Origin of the sequence: Solirhodobacter olei (assembly GCF_004010155.1) — a bacterium.
Classification (GTDB): domain Bacteria; phylum Pseudomonadota; class Alphaproteobacteria; order Rhodobacterales; family Rhodobacteraceae; genus Solirhodobacter; species Solirhodobacter olei.
This window is the reverse complement of sequence record NZ_RRYH01000008.1, coordinates 127,151-147,822: the sequence shown is the minus strand read 5'-3', so window position 1 is coordinate 147,822 and position 20,672 is coordinate 127,151. Positions and strand designations below refer to the sequence as shown.

At 68.1% G+C, this 20,672-nt stretch carries 21 protein-coding genes; 16 read left to right on the top strand and 5 right to left on the bottom strand.

The features are described 5' to 3' along the window. Positions 1 to 153: 153 nt before the first annotated feature. Positions 154 to 1,119, bottom strand: a complete 966-nt coding sequence (locus EIP85_RS07770) for a GlxA family transcriptional regulator (RefSeq protein WP_127901604.1) — start codon at positions 1,117 to 1,119, stop codon at positions 154 to 156. A gap of 71 nt (positions 1,120 to 1,190) precedes the next feature. Between EIP85_RS07770 and bcoG the strand changes: the two genes are divergently transcribed. From bcoG to EIP85_RS07735, 7 genes are all read left to right on the top strand, one after another. Further along, complete coding sequence (gene bcoG, locus EIP85_RS07765) at positions 1,191 to 2,105, top strand: 3-dehydrocarnitine:acetyl-CoA trimethylamine transferase BcoG (RefSeq protein ID WP_127901603.1); 915 nt, start codon at positions 1,191 to 1,193, stop codon at positions 2,103 to 2,105. A gap of 5 nt (positions 2,106 to 2,110) precedes the next feature. After that, positions 2,111 to 2,728 (top strand): HD domain-containing protein, encoded by a 618-nt coding sequence (locus EIP85_RS07760; protein WP_127901602.1) that lies wholly within the window; start codon positions 2,111 to 2,113, stop codon positions 2,726 to 2,728. A gap of 78 nt (positions 2,729 to 2,806) precedes the next feature. Continuing rightward, positions 2,807 to 4,267 carry a carnitine 3-dehydrogenase gene (locus tag EIP85_RS07755; RefSeq protein ID WP_127901601.1) on the top strand — a complete coding sequence of 487 codons (1,461 nt, stop codon included), beginning with the start codon at positions 2,807 to 2,809 and terminating at the stop codon, positions 4,265 to 4,267. Continuing rightward, positions 4,267 to 5,430 carry an acyl-CoA dehydrogenase family protein gene (locus EIP85_RS07750; protein WP_127901600.1) on the top strand — a complete coding sequence of 388 codons (1,164 nt, stop codon included), beginning with the start codon at positions 4,267 to 4,269 and terminating at the stop codon, positions 5,428 to 5,430. Before EIP85_RS07755 ends, EIP85_RS07750 begins: the two co-directional genes overlap by 1 nt. 244 nt (positions 5,431 to 5,674) lie before the next feature. Next, positions 5,675 to 7,672, top strand: a complete 1,998-nt coding sequence (locus EIP85_RS07745; RefSeq protein WP_127901599.1) for an acetate--CoA ligase family protein — start codon at positions 5,675 to 5,677, stop codon at positions 7,670 to 7,672. After that, positions 7,672 to 8,469: a carnitinyl-CoA dehydratase gene (locus tag EIP85_RS07740; RefSeq protein ID WP_127901598.1), complete on the top strand. Its 798-nt coding sequence runs from the start codon at positions 7,672 to 7,674 to the stop codon at positions 8,467 to 8,469. Before EIP85_RS07745 ends, EIP85_RS07740 begins: the two co-directional genes overlap by 1 nt. Before the next feature lie 88 nt (positions 8,470 to 8,557). Then, the gene (locus tag EIP85_RS07735) at positions 8,558 to 10,159 is read left to right on the top strand and encodes a GMC family oxidoreductase (RefSeq protein ID WP_127901597.1); all 1,602 of its coding nucleotides are present in this window, start codon (positions 8,558 to 8,560) and stop codon (positions 10,157 to 10,159) included. A gap of 17 nt (positions 10,160 to 10,176) precedes the next feature. On the opposite strand, the gene EIP85_RS07730 is transcribed toward EIP85_RS07735, so the two are convergent. Next, positions 10,177 to 10,569: a rhodanese-like domain-containing protein gene (locus tag EIP85_RS07730; RefSeq protein ID WP_127901596.1), complete on the bottom strand. Its 393-nt coding sequence runs from the start codon at positions 10,567 to 10,569 to the stop codon at positions 10,177 to 10,179. 182 nt (positions 10,570 to 10,751) lie between these two features. Here EIP85_RS07730 and EIP85_RS07725 point away from each other — a divergent pair, with 182 nt between their 5' ends. Beyond that, positions 10,752 to 11,180 carry a BrnA antitoxin family protein gene (locus EIP85_RS07725; protein ID WP_127901595.1) on the top strand — a complete coding sequence of 143 codons (429 nt, stop codon included), beginning with the start codon at positions 10,752 to 10,754 and terminating at the stop codon, positions 11,178 to 11,180. Positions 11,181 to 11,378: 198 nt separating this feature from the next. Here EIP85_RS07725 and carB read toward each other — a convergent pair whose 3' ends face one another. Then, positions 11,379 to 14,711: a carbamoyl-phosphate synthase large subunit gene (carB, locus tag EIP85_RS07720; protein ID WP_127901594.1), complete on the bottom strand. Its 3,333-nt coding sequence runs from the start codon at positions 14,709 to 14,711 to the stop codon at positions 11,379 to 11,381. A gap of 276 nt (positions 14,712 to 14,987) precedes the next feature. Then, entirely contained in the window at positions 14,988 to 15,578 is a 591-nt protein-coding gene (locus EIP85_RS07715; protein WP_127901593.1) for an FMN-dependent NADH-azoreductase, read from the bottom strand. A gap of 121 nt (positions 15,579 to 15,699) precedes the next feature. On the opposite strand from EIP85_RS07715, the gene EIP85_RS07710 reads away from it, so the two are divergent. Together EIP85_RS07710 and EIP85_RS07705 are read left to right on the top strand one after the other, a co-directional pair. Continuing rightward, complete coding sequence (locus tag EIP85_RS07710; protein ID WP_127901637.1) at positions 15,700 to 16,581, top strand: LysR family transcriptional regulator; 882 nt, start codon at positions 15,700 to 15,702, stop codon at positions 16,579 to 16,581. Further along, positions 16,578 to 17,471, top strand: coding sequence for a DMT family transporter (locus EIP85_RS07705; protein WP_277749290.1), 894 nt, complete (start codon positions 16,578 to 16,580; stop codon positions 17,469 to 17,471). The genes EIP85_RS07710 and EIP85_RS07705 overlap by 4 nt, the downstream gene beginning before the upstream one ends. Before the next feature lie 43 nt (positions 17,472 to 17,514). On the opposite strand, the gene EIP85_RS07700 is transcribed toward EIP85_RS07705, so the two are convergent. Then, positions 17,515 to 17,868: an ArsR/SmtB family transcription factor gene (locus EIP85_RS07700; RefSeq protein ID WP_127901592.1), complete on the bottom strand. Its 354-nt coding sequence runs from the start codon at positions 17,866 to 17,868 to the stop codon at positions 17,515 to 17,517. Here EIP85_RS07700 and EIP85_RS22750 point away from each other — a divergent pair. The 6 genes from EIP85_RS22750 to EIP85_RS07675 all read left to right on the top strand — a co-directional run bounded on the left by EIP85_RS22750 (position 17,867) and on the right by EIP85_RS07675 (position 20,616). Beyond that, positions 17,867 to 18,013 carry a hypothetical protein gene (locus EIP85_RS22750; protein WP_164871667.1) on the top strand — a complete coding sequence of 49 codons (147 nt, stop codon included), beginning with the start codon at positions 17,867 to 17,869 and terminating at the stop codon, positions 18,011 to 18,013. The two genes, EIP85_RS07700 and EIP85_RS22750, sit on opposite strands and share 2 nt — an antisense overlap. A 62-nt stretch (positions 18,014 to 18,075) precedes the next feature. Further along, positions 18,076 to 18,417 carry an AtpZ/AtpI family protein gene (locus tag EIP85_RS07695; protein WP_127901591.1) on the top strand — a complete coding sequence of 114 codons (342 nt, stop codon included), beginning with the start codon at positions 18,076 to 18,078 and terminating at the stop codon, positions 18,415 to 18,417. Further along, positions 18,380 to 19,156, top strand: a complete 777-nt coding sequence (locus EIP85_RS07690; RefSeq protein ID WP_127901590.1) for a F0F1 ATP synthase subunit A — start codon at positions 18,380 to 18,382, stop codon at positions 19,154 to 19,156. Before EIP85_RS07695 ends, EIP85_RS07690 begins: the two co-directional genes overlap by 38 nt. A 45-nt stretch (positions 19,157 to 19,201) precedes the next feature. Then, entirely contained in the window at positions 19,202 to 19,438 is a 237-nt protein-coding gene (locus tag EIP85_RS07685; protein ID WP_127901589.1) for a F0F1 ATP synthase subunit C, read from the top strand. 58 nt (positions 19,439 to 19,496) lie between these two features. Next, positions 19,497 to 20,042 (top strand): F0F1 ATP synthase subunit B', encoded by a 546-nt coding sequence (locus tag EIP85_RS07680; protein ID WP_127901588.1) that lies wholly within the window; start codon positions 19,497 to 19,499, stop codon positions 20,040 to 20,042. Between the two features lie 4 nt (positions 20,043 to 20,046). Next, a complete protein-coding gene (locus tag EIP85_RS07675; RefSeq protein ID WP_127901587.1) occupies positions 20,047 to 20,616 on the top strand; it encodes a F0F1 ATP synthase subunit B in 570 nt (189 codons plus the stop codon). The last annotated feature ends 56 nt before the right edge of the window (positions 20,617 to 20,672 follow it).

Sequence of the window (20,672 nt, the reverse complement as noted above, 5' to 3'; positions counted from 1 at the left end):
CGCCCGTCCGCCCCCAAGGGCGGGCGCTTCTGGTGAGTCCCCGCCCCGGCACACCTGAGGGGGTGTTGAAACCATAAACGGACAGACCCGAGCCGCCGCCAGCGCCCACCCGCGGACGGGCGCCGACCCTCCTCTCCGCGCAAAACGCCCCCCTCACGCCCCGCGCCTGAGCGCCGAGGCACTGACCCCGAACCTCTGCCGGAACGCCCGCGAGAACGCCGCCTGAGAGCTGAAGCCGGTGCGCAGGGCCACCACCTGCAGCGGATGCCGCGTGTCCGTCACCAGCCGCCGCGCCGCCTGCAGCCGCAGGTCCCGCCCATAGGCCCCCGGGCCCATCCCCAGTTCGGCCCGGAACAGCCCCTCCAGCCGCCGCGCCGTCAGCCCCACCGCCCGCGCCGTGGCCTCGGTCGGCTCCGGCGCCTCGATCCGCGCCTCCATCCGCGCGATCGCCGCCGCCACGCGCGGATCGCGCCCCGACACCGGCTGGGTCGTCTGCGGCTCCGCCCCCGCCCGCGGGCTGGTGATGAAGGACCCCGCCACCTGTATCGCCAGCGCCGCCCCGTGCCGCGCCCGGATCAGCTGCAGCATCATGTCGAGCGCGGGCGCCGCGCCCCCGGCCGTCCACCGCCCCTTCGAGATCACGTAGCGGTCCGGCAGCACCTCCACCCCCGGATAGGCGGCCGAGAAATCCTCCAGATCCTCCCAATGCACCGTCGCGCGGTGCCCGTCGAGAAGCCCGGCCCGCGCCAGCACCCAGGCCCCCGCGTCGATCCCCCCCAGCGCCCGGAACCGTGGCCCGATCCGCCCCAGCTCGCGCAGAAGCGCCCGCGTCACCACCTCGGACTGGCGGAACCCGGCGATGACGATCAGCACATCCGCCCCCTCCGCCGCCGAAAGCCCCCCCGTCGCCGGCAGCTCCAGCCCGCAGGTCAGGGCCACCGGCCGCCCGTCGGGCGACACCACGCGCCAGCGGAACGCCGCCCGCCCCAGGTGCCGGTTGGCCGAACGCAGAGGGTCCAGCGTCGAGGCCACCTCCAGGATCGAAGCCTGCGGCAGCACCAGGAAGGCGATATCCAGCGCCTCCGACGAGGCCGTGAAAAGGGTTTCGCTTTCTGCCATTCGCATTTCGTAAATCGTGAAACATGGCGCCGCAAGCCTGTTAACCTCCGCGCCGAAAGAGGGAGAACACCATGCCGCTCACCATGAACCGAGAGGTCTTCATCACCTGCGCCGTCACCGGCTCCGGCGGCACGCAGGATCGCTCGCCACATGTGCCGCGCTCGCCCGCCCAGATCGCGGAAAGCGCGATCGAGGCCGCCCGCGCCGGCGCCGCCGTCGTCCATTGCCATGTCCGCGACCCCGAAACCGGCAAGCCCTCGCGCGACCCGAAGCTCTACCGCGAGGTCACCGACCGGATCCGCGAAAGCGAAGTGGATGTCGTGCTGAACCTCACCGCCGGGATGGGCGGCGACATGGTCTTCGGGCCCACGGAACAGCCGCTGCCGCTGCGCGTTGAGGGCACCGACATGGCCGGCGCGGCAGAGCGCGTGCGCCACGTCGCCGAATGCCTGCCGGAGATCTGCACCCTCGACTGCGGCACGATGAACTTCGCCGAGGCCGATTACGTGATGACCAACACGCCCGGCATGCTGCGCGCCATGGGCGCGATGATGACCGAGCTTGGGGTGAGGCCCGAGATCGAGGCCTTCGACACCGGCCACCTCTGGTTCGCCAAGGAACTGGTGAAGGAAGGCGTGCTGAAGGGGCCGGCGCTGGTGCAGCTCTGCATGGGCGTGCCCTGGGGCGCGCCGGACGACCTCAACACCTTCATGGCGATGGTCAACAACGTGCCCCAGGACTGGCACTGGTCGGCCTTCTCGCTCGGCCGCAACCAGATGCCCTATGTCGCGGCCTCTGTGCTGGCGGGCGGCAACGTCCGGGTCGGACTGGAGGACAACCTCTTCCTCGACAAGGGGGTGCTTGCCACCAACGCCCAGCTCGTCGACCGCGCCGCCGGCATCGTCGAGCGGCTGGGGGCCAGGGTCATCGGCCCGGCGGCCGTGCGCGAGAAGCTCGGCCTGCTGAAGCGGGCGCCGAAGGGCTGACCGTCATGGAAAAGGTCAAGTTCACCGCGATGAAGGATGGCGACGCGGAAGACTACGCCTTCCTCAACGAGCACGAGACGGAATATGCCGCCGGCACTGCCGACCGGCTGCTGAAGGCGCTGGTCGAGCTGGACGAAAGCCTCTCCGGCTACCAGATCACCCGGCTCGGCCATTCGCTGCAAAGTGCCACCCGCGCCTGGCGCGCGGGGGCGGATATCGACTGGGTCGTCTCCGCGCTGCTGCATGACATCGGCGACATCTATGCCCCCTACAATCACGACGAATATGCCGCCGCGGTGCTGAAGCCCTTCGTGCGCGAGCAGTGCACCTGGGTGGTGGAAAAGCACGGCGACTTCCAGCGCCTCTACTACGCCCATCACCTCGGCGGCGATCGCAACAGCCGCGAGGCTTACCGCGACCATCCGTATTTCGAGGATTGCGCGGCCTTCTGCGAGCTCTGGGACCAGTCGAGCTTCGATCCGGCCTATGACACGTTCGGCGTCGAGTTCTTCCGCCCGATGGTGCGGGAGGTCTTCGCCCGCAAGGCCTACGACCCCGGGGTGATCCGCGCCGGCGCGCGGGTGGCGCTGGTCGATGCGGAAGAGGCCGCGCACCGGGCCTGAGCGGTCCGATACGGTGCGAAAGCGGTGCTAAAACGGTGCAATAACGGTATCAGACCGTCAAATCAGGACAGATCGAACATGGCCCGGACAGCGGCAATCATTGGTGGTGGCGTCATCGGCGGCGGCTGGGCCGCGCGTTTCCTTCTTAACGGCTGGGCGGTGCGGGTCTTCGATCCCGACCCCGAGGCGCCGCGCAAGATCGGCGAAGTACTCGCGAACGCGCGTGCATCTCTGCCTGCGCTCTCTGACGTGCCGCTCCCGCCAGAAGGCGAGCTGAGCTTCGCCAAGACGCTGGAAGAGGCCGTGACCGGCACCGATTACATCCAGGAATCGGTGTCCGAGCGACTCGACCTCAAACACCGTGTTTTTGCACAAATTCAACAATTCGCACCCCAGACACCCATCGGATCCTCCACCTCCGGCTTCAAGCCGTCAGAGCTGCAGCAGGGCGCCTCCAACCCGTCCGCGATCTTCGTCGCCCACCCGTTCAACCCGGTCTATCTGCTGCCGCTGGCAGAGCTGGTGCCCTCGCCCGCGACCTCTCCGGAAGTGGTTGAAAATGCGAAGGAAACGCTTCGCGCCATCGGCATGTTCCCGCTCCATGTCCGCAAGGAGATCGACGCCCACATCGCCGACCGCTTCCTCGAGGCCGTCTGGCGCGAGGCGCTCTGGCTGGTGAAGGACGGCATCGCCACCACCGAGGAAATCGACGAAGCCATCCGAATGGGCTTCGGTCTCCGCTGGGGCCAGATGGGCCTCTTCGAGACCTACCGCATCGCCGGCGGCGAAGCCGGCATGAAGCACTTCCTGGCCCAGTTCGGCCCCTGCCTGACCTGGCCCTGGACCAAGCTCATGGATGTGCCGGAATTCAACGACGAACTGGTTGACCTGATCGCCGGCCAGTCCGACGCGCAATCGGGCAAGTACTCGATCCGGGAACTGGAACGGATCCGCGACGGCAACCTGATCGGCTTTCTCCGGGTCCTGAAGGATCGCAACTGGGGCGCCGGCAAGGTCTTGAAAGAGCACGATGAAATGCTCCGTGCCGCGCTCCCCGATCCGAGGTCGGAGACCGCCGCGCCGATGCCCATGGCGCAGATGCGCGTGCTGCCCGGCTGGATCGACTACAACGGCCACATGACCGAAAGCCGCTATCTCTTCGCCGGTTCCGAGACCTCCGACGCCTTCCTTCGCCTGATCGGCGCGAACCTCGATTACGTCGCGGGCGGCCACTCCTACTACACCGCCGAGAGCCACATCATGCATCTCGGCGAGGCGAAGCTGGGCGATGCGCTGACCGGCACGATCCAGGTCCTCGGCGCCGACGAGAAGCGCCTTCACATCTTCATCCGGATCGAGAAGGCGGGCGAGCCTGTCTCCACGGTCGAGCAGATGCTCCTCCACGTCGACATGAAGGCCGGCAAGACCTGCCCCGCCGCGCCGGCGGTGCTGGCGAAGCTGATGCCCATCGCCGAGGCGCACAGTGCGCTTCCTCGCCCCGAAGCCGCCGGGCGCCACGTCGGCCAGAGGAGATCGTGATGGATTTTGGACTCTCCGAAGAACAGAGCCTTATCGTCGAGACCACCCGCGCCTTCGTCGAGAACGAGCTTTACCCGCATGAGGCGGAGGTGGAACGCACCGGCCACCTGCGCCCCGAGCTGATCCGGGAGATTCAGAAAAAGGCAATCGAGGCAGGCCTTTACGCTGCCAATATGCCCGAGGAGGTCGGCGGCGCCGGCCTCGATACCCTCACCTGGCTGCTCTACGAGAAGGAGCTGGGCCGGGCCAATTACGCGCTGCACTGGACCTGTGTCGCGCGGCCCTCGAACATCCTTCTCGCCGGGACGCCCGAGCAACGCGAGCGCTACCTTTTCCCCTGCATTCGCGGCGAGAAATGGGACTGCCTCGCGATGACCGAGCCGGGCGCGGGCTCCGACCTGCGCGGCATGAAGGCCTCCGCCCGGAAGGACGGCGACGACTGGGTGCTGAACGGCACTAAGCACTTCATCTCCCACGCGGACCTGGCGGATTTCGCCATCGTCTTCGTGGCGACGGGCGAGGAGGAGACGCCCCGCGGCCCGAAGAAGCTCATCACCGCCTTCTTCGTGGACAAGGGCACCCCGGGCTTCACCGTCCGCGACGGCTACCGCAATGTCTCGCATCGCGGCTACACCAACGCGGTGCTGGAATTCGACGACTGCCGGCTGCCCGCCTCCGCGATCCTTGGCGAGGTTCACAAGGGTTTCGAAGTCGCCAATACCTGGCTCGGCGCGACGCGGCTGCAGGTGGCGTCCACCTGCCTCGGCCGTGCGGAGCGGGCGCTGGGCCATGCCGTCGAATATGCCGCCGAGCGGCGCCAGTTCGGCCAGCAGATCGGGAAGTTCCAGGGCGTCAGCTTCAAGCTCGCCGACATGGCGATGGAGCTGAAGGCAGCGGAGCTTCTGACCCGCGAGGCCGGCTGGAAATTCGACCAGGGCACGGTCACCGAGGCCGATATGTCGATGGCGAAGCTGAAGGCGACCGAGGTCCTGGCGATGATCGCCGACGAGGCGATCCAGATCCACGGCGGCATGGGCCTGATGGACGAGCTGCCGTTGGAACGCATCTGGCGCGATGCGCGGGTGGAGCGGATCTGGGAAGGAACCTCGGAAATCCAAAGGCATATCATCAGCCGGGAGCTGCTTCGGCCGCATGGCGGCTGAGAGCGCGGCGCCGGGGGGTTTCCACCCCCGGACCCCCGGAGGATATTTGCAGGCAGAAAATGAGCGCGATCTTGGTCGATAATCTTCCGTTCACAAATCTGGGCCAGCATGGTCCGGCGGTACAGGCAGGGATGCCGATGACCGCGGCAGGAAATGGTGCCCGGCCGTCCCCGCGAGGGCCGGGCACTCTCGTTTTCTGCCCAGAAATATCCCGGGGTCCGGGGCGGAGCCCCGGGTGCCAGCCATGAGCCGCGACCTTTCCCGCCTCTTGCGGCCCGCCTCCATTGCTGTTCTCGGCTCCACCTGGGCGGAGAACGTGATCGACCAATGCCGGAAGATGGGGTTTGAGGGTCCCGTCTGGCCTGTCCACCCGACGCGGAAGGAGATCGGCGGGCTGCCGGCCTTCCCCAGCCTGTCAGCCCTGCCCTCGGCGCCGGACGCGACCTTCGTCGGCGTCAACCGGCACGCCACGCTCGGCGTGGTTGCGGAGCTTTCGGCCATGGGCGCGGGCGGGGCGATCTGTTTCGCTTCCGGCTGGACGGAGGCGGGGGAGCCGGAATTGCAGGCGGGTCTCGTCCGTGCCGCGGGGCAGATGCCGATCCTCGGGCCGAACTGCTACGGGGTGATCAACTACCTCGACGGCGCGCTGCTCTGGCCGGACCAGCACGGCGGACGGCGGGTGGAGCGGGGCGTGGCGCTGCTGTCGCAGAGCTCCAACATCGTCATCAACCTGACCATGCAGGCGCGGGGCCTGCCGGTGGCCTATGTCGCCTGCCTCGGCAATGCCGCGCAGGTTGGGCTGGCCGAACTGGCCGGCGCGCTTCTGGCCGATGAGCGGGTGACGGCGCTTGGCCTCTATGTCGAGGGGATCGACGACGCCCCGGGGTTCGCCGCCCTGGCGGAGGCGGCGCGGGCGGCGGGCAAGGGGATCGTCGCGATCAAGTCCGGAAAGACCGAGGCCGCGCGGTCGGCCGCGGCCTCGCATACGGCCTCTCTTGCCGGAGGGGGGGCTGCATCGTCGGCGTTCCTCCGCCAGGCTGGGGTGGCTGAGGTCGCGACCCTGCCGGAGCTGCTGGAGACGCTGAAGATCTACCACGTCCACGGGCCGCTCGTCGGGCGGCGGGTCTGCTCGCTTTCCTGCTCCGGCGGCGAGGCGGGGCTTGTCGCCGACCTGGCGGCCGGCAAGGGCCTTGACTTCGCGCCGCCGTCCGAGGAGCAGCGCACGCGGCTGGGCGAGATCCTCGGCCCCATCGTCGCAATTGCCAACCCATTGGATTATCACACTTTCATCTGGGGTGACGGGCCAAGGACAACGGACGTCTTCTCCACCATGCTGGCGGGCTATGACGCTGGCATTTTCGTCATCGATCCGCCGCGGCCAGATCGCTGCGATCCGTCCTCCTTCGGGCCGGCGCTCGACGCGATCGCGGCGGCGGGGCGCGCGACGGGGAAGCCGGCCTTCCCGGTCGCGTCGCTCCCGGAGAATTTCGACGAGGCGCTGGCGGACGAGATGATCGGCAACGGTATCGCGCCGCTGATGGGGCTGGAGACCGCGCTTTCCGCGCTTTCCGCCGCCACCACGCCGCCCGGGCGGGCGGGCTGGCGTCCGCTGGCCGTCACCCGGCGGCAGGCGCCGAAGCTGGTGCCGGAGGCGGAGGCCAAGGCGCGCCTTGCCGAGGCGGGCGTCGCAGTGCCGCGCGGTGTGCGGGCCGCGACGCTGGCAGAGCTGGCGCCGCTCGCCGCGGGGCTGACGCCGCCGCTGGCGCTCAAGGGGCTCGGTTTTGCGCACAAGACGGAGGCCGGGGCGGTGCGCCTGGGGCTGTCGTCGCTCGACGGCCAGGCGGAGATGCCGGGCGCGGAGGGGTATCTGGCCGAAGAGATGGTTTCGGGCGCGGTGGCGGAACTGCTGATCGGCCTGCGCCGTGATCCGGTCTATGGCGCGACGCTGACGCTCGGGCTCGGCGGGGTGACGGCAGAGCTTCTGGCCGATACCGTGACGCTAGTTCTGCCGGCAGAGGAGGGCGAGGTCGCCCAGGCGCTGAAGCGCCTGCGGCTCTGGCCGCTTCTCGATGGCTATCGCGGGCGGCCGAAGGCGGATGTGGGGGCGGCGATTGCCTCGGTGATGGCTCTTCAGGCGGCCTTCGTCCGCGATCCGCGGCTGGAGGAAATTGAAATCAACCCGCTGATCCTGAAGGAAAAGGGCGCGGTGGCGGTGGATGCAGTGATCTGGGAGGACGTATGATGGACTGGAACCGGAGCGAAGGCCCGATCAAGACCCGCCGCGAGGGCGGCATTCTGGAGGTGACGCTGGACCGGCCCAAGGCCAATGCGATCGACCTCGTCACCAGCCGGATCATGGGGCTGACCTTCCGTGACTTTCGCGATGACGACAGCCTCCGCGTTGCGATCCTGCGGGCCGAGGGCGAGAAGTTCTTCTGCCCCGGCTGGGACTTGAAAGCCGCCGCGGCGGGCGACGCGGTCGACGGCGACTACGGCGTGGGCGGATTCGGCGGGCTGCAGGAACTGCCGAACCTCAACAAGCCTGTGATCGCCGCGGTGAATGGCATCTGCTGCGGGGGCGGGCTCGAACTGGCGCTGAGCTGCGACCTGATCCTCGCCTCGGAGAACGCCACCTTCGCACTGCCGGAGATCCGCTCCGGCACGGTGGCGGATGCGGCCTCGCTGAAGCTTCCGAAACGGATCCCCTATCACGTTGCGATGGACCTGCTGCTGACCGGCCGCTGGTTCGATGCGGAGGAGGCGCTTCGCTGGGGCCTGCTGAAGGAAATCACGACACAGCAAGATCTTATGGCGAAGGCCTGGGATCTGGCCCGGCTGCTGGAAAGCGGGCCGCCGCTGGTTTACGCCGCGATCAAGGAGGTGGTCCGCGAGGCCGAGGCGCTGCGGTTTCAGGACGGGCTCAACCGCATCACCAAGCGGCAGTTCGCCACCGTCGACCGGCTCTATTCCTCCGAGGATCAGCTGGAAGGCGCCCGAGCCTTCGCCGAGAAGCGCGACCCGGTCTGGAAGGGGCAGTAAGTCGCCCCGAGGCGGCCTCCGCCGGAAAGCGACGCAGGCGCGTCGCCCACTGGCCTGAGACCGCCACGGCGCCCGCTAGGTTGGCCCGATGGACGAGACAGACTTCATCATCGTGGGTGCGGGATCGGCCGGCTGCGTGCTGGCCGACCGGCTGTCGGCCTCGGGCCGGTACAAGGTCCTGCTGATCGAGGCGGGCGGCACGGATCGGCGATTTTTTGTCCACATGCCATTGGGTTACGGCAAGCTCTACTTCGATCCCAGCGTCAACTGGCTTTACAAGGCGGAGCCCGATCCGGGCCTTGCCGGTCAGCGTGATCACTGGCCACGGGGGAAGGTTCTGGGCGGTTCCTCCTCGATCAACGCGATGGTCTATATCCGTGGAAACCGGAAGGATTACGAGGACTGGGCCGCGGCTGGGAATTCCGGCTGGGGCTGGGACGAGGTGCTCGCCGCCTATCGCGCGATGGAGGACAACGAGGCCGGCGCGGACGCCTGGCGCGGGGCGGGCGGGCCGCTTTTCATTTCCGCCAACCGGCGCGGGCTGCACCCGCTGGTGGGCGATTACATCGCTGCCTGCCAGGCGACGGGACTTCCCTATAACGCTGATTTCAATGGTGAAAATCAGGAGGGCGTGGGCGGGTACCAGATGACGATCCGGTCCGCCCGGCGCAATTCGGCCGCGCGCGCCTTCCTGCGGCCGGCGATGCGGCGGGGGAACCTGAAGGTCGTGACCGGGGCGCAGGTCACCCGGGTCCTGATCGAGGGCGGCCGGGCCGTGGGGGTAGAGTACCGGCGTGGCAATGCGGTGCTTCAGGCGCGGGCGCGGGGCGAGGTGATCCTGTCCGGCGGGGCGATCAACTCCCCGCAATTGCTGCAACTTTCCGGGATCGGGCCGGGGGATCTGCTGCAGTCTCTGGGCCTGCCGGTGGTGGTTGAGAACGACCAGGTCGGCGCCAATCTGACCGACCATCAGGGCATCAACTACACCTATCGGATGAAGGTGCCGACCTATAACCAGGAGCTTCGGCCCTGGTGGGGCAAGGTGTTGGCAGGATTGAAATATTTTGCCGGTGGGCATGGGCCGCTTGCAAAGTCTATCAACCATGGCGGCGGATTCTTCCGCACCTCGCCGGAGCTCGACCGGCCCAACATGCAGTTGTATTTCCAGGCTTTTTCGACGCTCCTGCCGCGGGACGGCGAGCGGCCGATCCTGAACCCGGATCCGTTTCCGGGGATGTCGCTGGGGCTTTCGAACTGCCGGCCGACCAGCCGAGGGGAGATCCGGATCGCCTCTCCTGACCCGCTTCAGCATCCGAAGATCACCGCCAATGCCTTCTCGACAGAGCATGACATCGAGGAAATGTTGTTGGCGGTCAAATACTTGCGCCATATCGCGCGGCAGGCGCCGCTGGCAGGGCTGATCGCGGAGGAGCTGCGCCCGGGGCCGGCCGTCGTGGCGGACGAGGATCTGGTTGCGGATATCCGGGCGCGGTCGGGGACGGTCTTCCATCCGTCCTGCACCTGCCGGATGGGCGCGGTGGTGGATGCGCGGCTGAAGGTGCGGGGCGTCGAGGGGCTAAGGGTTTGCGATGCCTCGGTTTTTCCCTCGATCATCGCGGGAAATACCAATGCGCCTTCGATGATGGTGGGGTGGAAGGGCGCCGAACTGATCCTGTCCGACGCCCCATAGCCTTTCAGATCAAGGGCTTACATGCCGCGATCGAGCGGGCTTTCCACCGGGGCGCCGGTCTCGGCCCAGTCCTTGAAGCCGCCGAGATTGAACACCTCGGCATAGCCCATGTCCTTCAGAAGCTTGCCGGCAAGCGCCGCCCGACCGCCTGAGGCGCAGTAGAGGACGATCGGCCGGTCGGCCCGAAATTCCTTGTTGTGATAGGGGGTTGCGGGGTCGGCGCGGAACTCCAGCATGCCGCGGGGCACGTGCAGCGCGCCTTCAACCTTGCCGCTTTGCTCGACCTCCGGCGCGTCGCGGATGTCGAGGACGAGCGCGCCGGCGGCGATCTTCGCCTGCGCCTCGGCCACGGTGATGCGGGGCACCGCGGCATTGGCGGCCTCCAGCAGGGCTTTCACGGTTACGGGCATGTCGGTCTCCCTCTGTTTCGCCCCTCTTATATGCGAGAATTCGAATGGAAGAGGAGCGGTAAATTCGGCCTACCGTTTCCCTACCGCTTTCCTACCGAAAAAGCACCGTATTCGGGGACGGTGGCGTGACGCGGTGTTAACCCTTCCTGCGGCAGTCTGGGCGGCGCGAAGAGGAGGGGTCGATGGCAGACGCACCGCCGAAGATGAGCGAGAAGAAGCTCGAGTATTACTACTTCATGTCGGTCGCCCAGAAGCGGGTGGAATGGGAGATCGCCAACACGCTGTGGCGCGGCTGGGGGCTGCCCGCGGCCTGGAACGAGATCGGGCTGGGGCCGCGCGAGGGCAAGCGCGAGAAGGTGACGCTGTACCTGGACGAGAGCGTGATGAAGTTCTTCCGCGCCATGGGGCGGGGCGTGCATCCGCGGATCAACGACGTGCTGAAGATCTGGATGTACGGGCGGCTGATGCGGCTGATCCACGGGCCGGAGCATAACGAGCTGTTCGGGCCGGAGGGGCTGTTCGCGACGAAGAAGCCGGAGTGGGACGAGGCCTATGACGGCGACGAGCAGCTGGTGGCGCTGGCGCGGAGTTTCGGACGGAAGGGGGTGTGAGGGGGGGGCGGTGCGCAATGAATGCGCACCCTACGGCGCTGGGGTGGCGTGCAGCCCCGCCCGATGCGTGTCGCGCAGCGACACCGGGCAGCGCCCGACCGCCCGGACGGGCGCGGCCCCCTGTGGTCGTGGGGTGGCGAGGTGGTCAGGTGCGCAATGAATGCGCACCCTACGGGGGGATGTGGGCGGGGCCGCCGCTCACCCCTGAAGCGTCCTGACCCCGATTTCGCCTTCGCGGCGCGCCTTGATCGCCGCGACGGAGGCGATGGCGCCGGCTGCCGTGGTGAAGTAGGGGATGCGGTCCATCAGGGCGACCGAGCGGATCTCGCTGCTGTCCTTGATCGACTGCGTGCCCTCGGTGGTGTTGAAGACCAGCGCGATGTCGCCGTTCTTCAGGCGGTCGACGATGTTCGGACGGCCCTCGTAGACCTTGTTCACGCGCTCGCAGGGGGCGCCGGCGGCCTCGAGGAAGGCCGCGGTGCCCTGGGTCGCGATGAGGGTGAAGCCCATCGCGATCATTTCGCGGCAGGCCTCGGCCATCACCGGGGTCTTGTCGCTGTTCTGGATCGAGACGAAGACGCGGCCCGTTTCCGGCAGATGGGTGCCGGCACCCATCTCGGCCTTCAGGAAGGCCAGCGGGAAGGAGCGGTCCCAGCCCATGACCTCGCCGGTCGAGCGCATCTCTGGCCCAAGCAGCGTGTCGACGCCGGGGAAGCGGGCGAAGGGCATGACGGCCTCTTTCACCGAGAACCACGGGGTCTTCGGATTGGCGAGCGTCAGCGGGTCGGCCAGCGGCAGCGGCGTGTCGGGGCCGACGCCCTCGGGATAGGGCGCGCGCATCGGGAAGGCGGAGAGCTTTTCGCCCGCCATGATGCGCGCGGCGATGGAGGCGATGGCGCTGTCGGTGGCCTTGGCGACGAAGGGGACCGTCCGCGAGGCGCGGGGGTTCACTTCCAGCACGTAGATCGTACCGTCCTTGACCGCGAACTGCACGTTCATCAGGCCGACGACGTTGAGGCCCTTCGCGAGCGCCTCGGTCTGGCGCTTCAGCTCGGCGATGATCTCGTCGGGCAGCGAGTGGGGCGGCAGGCAGCAGGCCGAGTCGCCCGAGTGGACGCCCGCTTCCTCGATATGCTCCATGATCCCCGCGACATGGACCGAGGTGCCGTCGCAGAGCGCATCGACGTCGACCTCGATCGCGTTGGTCAGGTAGCTGTCGAGCAGCACGGGGTTCTTGCCCGAGACATGCACCGCCTCGCGGATGTAGCGTTCGAGCTGGGCATCGTCGCGGACGATCTCCATCGCGCGGCCGCCGAGGACGTAGGAGGGGCGGATCACCAGCGGGTAGCCGACGTCGCCGGCGATGGCGAAGGCCTGGTCGCGCGAAGCGGCGAGGCCGTTCTTGGGCTGGTTCAGCTTCAGGTCGTTGAGGAGCTTCTGGAACCGCTCGCGGTCCTCGGCGAGGTCGATCGCGTCGGGCGTGGTGCCGAGGATCGGGATGCCCTCGTCATGCAGCGCGTTGGCGAGCTTCAGCGGCGTCTGGCCGCCGAACTGGACGATGACGCCGTGCAGGTGGCCTGCTTCCTGTTCGACACGCAGGATCTCCAGCACATGCTCCAGCGTCAGCGGTTCGAAATAGAGCCGGTCGGAGGTGTCGTAGTCGGTCGAGACCGTCTCGGGGTTGCAGTTGACCATGATGGTCTCGTACCCCGCCTCGGTCAGCGCGAAGCAGGCGTGGCAGCAGCAGTAGTCGAACTCGATCCCCTGGCCGATCCGGTTCGGGCCGCCGCCGAGGATGACCACCTTCTTGCGGTCGGAGGGGCGGGCCTCGCATTCGACCTCGCCCATCGCGGGGACTTCGTAGGTCGAGTACATGTAGGGGGTCTGGGCCTCGAACTCTGCCGCGCAGGTGTCGATGCGCTTGAAGACCGCGGTGACGCCAAGGTTGCGGCGGGCGCGGCGGACCTGGTCCTCTTCCCGGCCGGTCAGCGTGGCGAGGCGGGCGTCGGTGAAGCCCATCATCTTCAGCTGGCGCAGGCCATCCTCGGTCACCGGCAGGCCGTTCGCGCGGACCTCGGCCTCGGCCTCGATGATCTCGCGGATGCGGGCGAGGAACCAGGGATCGAAAGACGTGGCGTGCTGAATCTCGTCATTGCTCAGGCCGTTGCGCATGGCCTGGGCGATGACGCGCAGGCGGTCCGGCGTCTGGGCGGTCAGCGCCTTCATGATCGAGGCCTTGTCGGGCGCGCCCTCGATGGCGATCTCGTCAAAGCCGGTGAGGCCGGTTTCGAGCGAGGCGAGGGCCTTCTGGAGGCTCTCGTGGATGGTGCGGCCGATGGCCATCGCCTCGCCCACCGATTTCATCGCGGTGGTGAGTTCGGGCTTCGAGCCGGGGAACTTCTCGAAGGCGAAGCGGGGGATCTTGGTGACGACATAGTCGATGGTCGGCTCGAAGGAGGCGGGCGTGACCTTGGTGATGTCGTTGTCGAGTTCGTCCAGCGTGTAGCCGACGGCGAGCTTGGCCGCGATCTTGGCGATCGGGAAGCCGGTGGCCTTCGACGCCAGCGCCGAGGAGCGGGAGACGCGGGGGTTCATCTCGATGACGACCATGCGGCCGTCCTTGGGGTTGATCGCCCATTGCACGTTGGAGCCGCCGGTCTCCACCCCGATCTCGCGCAGAACGGCGATCGAGCCGTTGCGCATGATCTGGTATTCCTTGTCGGTCAGGGTCAGCGCCGGGGCGACGGTGATCGAATCGCCGGTATGGACGCCCATCGGGTCGACGTTCTCGATGGCGCAGACGATGATGGCGTTGTCGGCGCGGTCGCGCACGACCTCCATCTCGTATTCCTTCCAGCCGAGGAGCGACTCGTCGATCAGGACCTGGCCTGCGGGCGAGGCGTCGAGCCCGCCGTGGACGATGCGTTCGAAATCGTCCCGGTTATAGGCGACGCCGCCGCCGGTGCCGCCCAGCGTGAAGGCGGGGCGGATGATGGCGGGAAGGCCGATGTCTTCCAGCGCGGCCATCGCCTCGGCCACGCCGGCCTTGAGGTCGAACTTGCCGTTCGGCAGTTTCGGCGCGGAGACGATGGTGGCGCGGGGGTTTTCCAGCCCGATGCGGTCCATCGCCTCGCGGAAGAGCTTGCGGTCCTCGGCCATCTCGATGGCGGTGCGGTTGGCGCCGATCAGCTCGACGCCATATTTTTCCAGCACGCCCATGTCGGCCAGCGCGAGCGAGGTGTTCAGCCCGGTCTGGCCGCCCATGGTGGGCAGCAGCGCGTCGGGACGCTCCTCTGCGATGATGCGGGCGACGACCTCGGGGGTGATGGGTTCGATATAGGTCGCGTCGGCGAGCCCCGGGTCGGTCATGATCGTGGCCGGGTTGGAGTTCACCAGGATGACGCGGTAGCCCTCTTCGCGCAGCGCCTTGCAGGCCTGGGCACCGGAGTAGTCGAACTCGCAGGCCTGCCCGATGACGATGGGACCGGCACCGATGATCATGATCGAGTCGATATCGGTTCTCTTCGGCATGTCAGCCCCCGTTTGCGCAAATTGCCGGGGTTATAGCCATGGGCGAGCAGGGCGCAACCCCTGTCGGTCCGGGGGGCGTTCCGGCCATGAACAAAGCTGCGGCAGGGGCCGCCGGAGGGGTGCTGGCGCCCTGCACCGCGCCCGTGGCGGGCGGGCGGCGGCCGGGCGGCGTCAGCGGCGGGGATATCCGGGCCCGGGTGAAAGGCGGGAGGTGGGGACAAAAATACCCTCCTCCCGGGTGGGAGGAGGGCCTTGGGTCGCAAGCCTTGCGCGGTCTTAGAAGACCAGCGCGTTCACGGCGTCGAGCGCGTTCGGCAGCGCGGTGTCGGGCGCCAGCGCGATCGCGTCGGCGGCCACCGTCTCGATCTCGGTGATGCCGAAGAAGCCCAGCATGTGCTTCACGTAGCCCGAGGCGAAATCGATCGGCGAGCCCTTCGGCGTGCCGTCGGAGGCCATCGCGATGATCGCCTTCTTGCCGGCGAGCAGGCCCTTCGGGCCGGATTCGGTGTAGACGAAGGTCTCGCCGCGGCGGGCGAGCTGGTCGAACCAGTTCTTCATCTGCGCGGGAACGCCGAAGTTGTAGACCGGCAGGCCGATCACGATCACGTCGGCGGCCTTCACCTCGGCCAGCAGGGCGTCGGCATAGGCGGCGGCTTCGGCCTGGGCCGGGCTGCGGCTTTCGGCGGGGGTGTAGACGGCACCGATCCAGTCGGCGTCGATCGGGCGGATGCCGGCGGAGAGGTCGCGGCTGACGAGCGAGGCGTTCGGATCGGCGTCGAGCAGACGGGCGATCAGGCGATCGGTCAGCTTGCGCGAGACGGAGGCTTCGCCCTTGATGGAGGCTTCAACGCGGAGGATGGCGGTCATTTCGGTGTCCTTTCGGGGAGGAGGCTTTGCGGCCCTGGAATGCAGCTTAGATCGTCCTTGCGGCCCGGAGTGCAATCTTGAAGGATGCAGGGGGGATGTGAGCAGGTGCACAATGGTTTCCTTGGACAGCTGGGACGAGATCCGGACCGCTTATCAGGTCGCCCGGCTGGGGACGGTCTCTGCCGCCTCAGAGGTGCTGGGGGTGCATCACGCCACGGTCATCCGCCACATCGACGCGCTGGAGAAGCGGCTGGGCGTGAAGCTCTTCCAGCGCCACAGCCGCGGCTACACGCCGACCGAGGCGGGGCAGGACCTGCTGGCCGTGGGCCATGCGACGGAGGACGAGCTGGCGCAGTTCGTCGCCCGCAGCCGGGGCCGCGAGCAGGCGGTGACGGGAGAGCTTCTTGTGACCTCGCTGCCGGACCTTGCGCCGCTGATCGCGCCGGTGCTGGCCTCTTTCCAGGCGGCGCATCCGGGGCTGACGGTGCGCTACCTGACCGACGCGCGGGTGTTCCGGCTGGAATATGGCGAGGCGCATGTGGCGATCCGCGCGGGCCAGGCGCCGGACGAGCCCGATAACGTCGTCCAGCCCTTCCTGCGCCAGGCGTTCGCGCTTTACGGATCGGAGGACTACATCGCCCGGCGGGGCCTGCCCGCCGACGAGGCGGCGCTGGCCGGCCACCATTTCGTCGGCCCGGCGAGCGACGCCAGCCGGGCGCCATTCAACCGCTGGCTGGCCAAGACGGTGCCGCCGGAGGCGGTGATCTTCCACGCCAGCGAATCCCGCGCCATCATCGCGGCGGTGGCGGCGGGCGCGGGGCTGGGCTTCCTGCAGGTGGCCGAGGCCGCGCGGCGAAAGGGCCTTGTCCAGGTGCTGCCGCCGCGGCGGGAGTGGGAGGTGGAGCTGTGGCTCGTCACCCATGTCGACCTGCACCGCACGATCAAGGTGCAGAGCTTCCTCGCCTATCTCAAGGAGCAGGCCAGATCCTGGCGCGCGGGGTGAGCCTTTCCGGCCTCAGCCCGGCGGGGCGCGGGCATCTGGCGATGCTGGCCTTCTCGGCCATCCTCGGCGGGTCGTTCTCGCTCGGCTCGATGGCGGCGAACCTGATCGCGCCAGAGGCGCTGTCGGCGGCGCGCTTCGTCATCGCGGGGGTGGTGATCGGGGTGGTGGCGCTGGCGACGACCGGGCTGCCGCGCGAGGCGGCGCGCGCGCCCTGGCGCTACCTGGTGCTGGGCGGGCTCTTCGCCGGGTATTTCGTGCTGATGTTCTACGGGCTTAAGACGGCGCCGCCGGTCTCTGCCGCGGCGATCTTCACGCTGACGCCGGTGATGTCGGCGGTCTTCGGATGGCTGCTTCTGCGGCAGGTGACGACGCGGCGGATGGGCCTTGCGCTGGCGATGGGGGCCTTCGGCGCGCTCTGGGTGATCTTTCGGGGCGATCTTTCCGCCGCCGCGGCCTTTCACCTTGGCCGGGGCGAGGCGATCTATCTCTTCGGCTGCAGCTTTCATGCGCTTTACACGCCGATGGTGCGCAAGCTGAACCGGGGCGAGGCGCCGGTGGTCTTCACCTTCGGCATGCTGGTGGCCGGCACGCTGGTGCTGGGCGGCTTCGGCTGGCCGGCGCTGCGCGCGACGCCCTGGCTGGCGCTGCCGACGGTGGTCTGGGTGGCGCTTCTCTACCTCGCGGTGTTCGCGAGCGCGGTGACCTTCGTGCTGCTGCAATATGCCACCATGGTCCTGCCCTCGGCGAAGGTGATGGCCTACACCTACCTGGTGCCGTCCTGGGTGATGCTGTGGCAGATCGCGCTGGGCCACGGCCACCCGCCGGGAATGGTGGCGGTGGGCGTGGGGCTGACGGCGCTGGCGCTTCTCATCCTGCTGAAGGAGGATTGAGGGCAGGGACCGGGCGCCTCGGGCGGCGGGGCCGGGCGCGGGGTCAGGGCGCCTCGGGCGGCAGCTCGGCCAGTTCCGTCGCCAGGAAGCGTTCGAAGGCGTCGAGGTTCACCGGCTCGAACTGCCCGAAGCCCTGCATCCAGATCGAGGCGGGGCGGAGCGCGTCGGGTTCCAGCTTGCACCATTTGACGCGGCCGCGCTTTTCCTGGCTGATCAGCCCGGCCTCCGCCAGCACGGCGAGATGCTTGGAGATGGCGGCGAGCGACATCTCGAAGGGCTCTGCCACGTCGGTCACCGCCATGTCGTCTTCCAGCAGCAGCGTCAGGATCGCCCGCCGGGTCGGGTCGGCGAGGGCGGCGAAGGCGCGGTCGAGGGCGGCGGGGGGCGGGGTGCTCATGGCCGCGATTTTCGCCCCAAGGCGCGGGATCGTCAACCGTGCGGTTGAATATCGCGGGCGGGCCGCGGGGCTGCGGCATTCGCGCAAGCGGACGGGATTGTGGCGTGATATCATGCTGTTGCGCGAAAATCTCGCGGCTTCGTGACTGCTTGACTCGCGCGGGGCCTCACCGTAGGTTCCGCCCGACTGTCCGAGGGGGCCCAGGCCATGGCGGAACCGGATGACGACGAGCGGCTCAGGCGGCTCGACCAGCGGATCGCCAAGGCCAAGAAAAGCTTCCGGCCCCGGCGGCGCAGACAGGCGCAGGGGATCAGCCAGGCGGGCGTTGCCTGGCAGATGATCGTCGAGCTTGTGACCGGTCTTCTGATCGGTTTCGGCATCGGATGGGGGCTGGACTGGCTGTTCGGCACAATGCCCGTATTCCTGGTGCTGTTTACATTGCTGGGCTTCGGGGCAGGCGTGAACGTCATGCTCGGAACCGCCCGGGACATGTCGAAAAAGGCCGCGGAGAATGCCGTGGCCGGGGACGAAGGGGACGAGAGTGGCTGACGCATCTTCCGGCGGCGTGCAGATCCATCCGATGGAGCAGTTCACCATCCACCCGCTGTTCGGCGGGCACACGCTGCATTGGTACACGGTGACCAACCAGACGCTGTGGATGGCGATCGCGGTTCTGGTGATCTTCTCGCTTCTGGTGCTGGGCACCTCGGCGCGGGCGATGGTCCCGGGGCGGATGCAGTCGGTGGGCGAGCTGGCCTACAACTTCGTGCGCGACATGATCGAGGACGTGGCCGGCAAGGACGGCATGGCCTTCTTCCCCTATATCGTGACGATCTTCATGTTCATCGTCACCTGCAACTTCCTGGCGCTGATCCCGTTCAGCTTCTCGGTGATGGCGCAGTTCGCGATCACCGGGGTGATGGCGATCGCGGTGTTCCTGACCGTCACCATCACCGGCTTCATCCGCCACGGCGGCGGGTTCCTGAAGCTTTTCTGGGTAAGCGCGGCGCCCGCGCCGCTGCGCCCGGTTCTGGCGGTGATCGAGCTTCTGTCCTACTTCGTGCGGCCCGTCAGCCACTCGATCCGACTTGGCGGCAACATGATGGCCGGCCACGCGGTGTTCGAGGTCTTCGCGGGCTTCGCCGTGGTGGCGCTGATCTCGCCGGTTTCGGTGCTCGCCATCGCCGGCATGTATGCGCTGGAGATCATCGTGGCCTTCGTGCAGGCCTACGTCTTCACCATCCTCACCGTGGTCTACCTCAAGGATGCGCTGCATCCGGGCCACTGATCCCTATCCCTTTCCCAGAATTTCCAATCCCAAGGAGAACCTGAAATGACCGGCAATCTCGTGACCATGGGCGCTTACATCGGTGCGGGCCTCGCCTGCGTCGGCATGGGCGGCGCCGCCATCGGCGTGGGTGTTATCATCGGCAACTTCCTGTCGGGCGCGCTGCGCAACCCGTCGGCGGCCCCGGGCCAGACCGCGATGCTCTTCATCGGTATCGCCTTCTCGGAAGCCTTCGGCATCTTCTCGTTCCTGGTCGCGCTTCTGCTGATGTTCGCGCTCTGAGGCGAGCGATCTCTCGGCCGGGTGACCCGGCCGGAACTCGATCCCCACGGAGGAAGTGATGGCAACAGAGGCCGTTCAGGCGGCGGCAGGGGCCGCCGCGGAAGCCGCGTCGAAGGGCGGGATGCCGCAGCTCGACTTCTCCACCTATGCCAACCAGATCTTCTGGCTGGCGGTGGCGCTCGTGCTGGTGTTCCTGATCGTCTCGAAGCTGGCCCTGCCGCGCATCGGCGGGATCCTGTCCGAGCGCAAGAATACGATCGAGCGCGACATCGCTGCGGCCGAAGAGCTGAAGGCGAAGGCCGTCAGCGCGGAAGCCGCCTACAACCAGGCCCTGGCCGATGCCCGGGCCGAGGCGCTGCGCATCGTCGGCGAGACCCGGGCCGCGATCCAGAAGGACCTGGATGCGGCGACGGCCGTGGCCGATCGCGAGATCGCCGCGAAGTCGGCGGAGTCGGAGAAGCGGATCGGCGAGATCCGCGACCAGGCGGTGGCGGCTGTCACCGAGGTCGCGCATGAAACTGCCGGCGATATCGTCGCCGCGCTCGGCGGGACCGCCGATGCGGCGGCGATCAAGGCGGCCGTGGACAGCCGGCTGAAGGGGTGAGGCGATGAAGAAACTGTCGATCCTGAGCGTGGCGGCGGCCCTGGTGGCGGGCCCGGCGATGGCGGCGGAGGAGCATCACGCCTTCTTCTCGCTGGCCAACCCGCCCTTCATCGTGCTGATCGCCTTCCTGATCTTCGTCGGCGCGCTGATCTACCTGAAGGTGCCGGGGATGCTGGGCGGCATGCTCGACAAGCGGGCCCAGCAGATCCGGGTGGACCTGGACGAAGCCCGGATGCTGCGCGAGGAGGCCCAGGCGATCCTGGCGTCCTACGAGCGCAAGCAGAAGGAAGTCGAGGCCCAGGCCGAGCGCATCGTCGCCCAGGCCCGCGAGGAGGCCGAGCAGGCCGCCGAGCAGGCGAAGGCGGATCTGAAGGCCTCCATCGCGCGGCGGCTGGCCGCGGCGGAGGAGCAGATCGGCTCTGCCGAGAAGGCGGCCCTGCGCGAGGTGAAGGACCGGGCCGTGGCCGTGGCGGTTGCCGCGGCGGCGGATGTGCTGAGCGGGCAGATGTCGGCGACGGCGGCGAACAAGCTGATCGAGGATTCGATCGCGGATGTGGGCGCCCGGCTGAACTGACGCGCAGCACGCCAAGACGGATTGGAGGGACCCGGCCCAGGCGGCCGGGTCTTTTC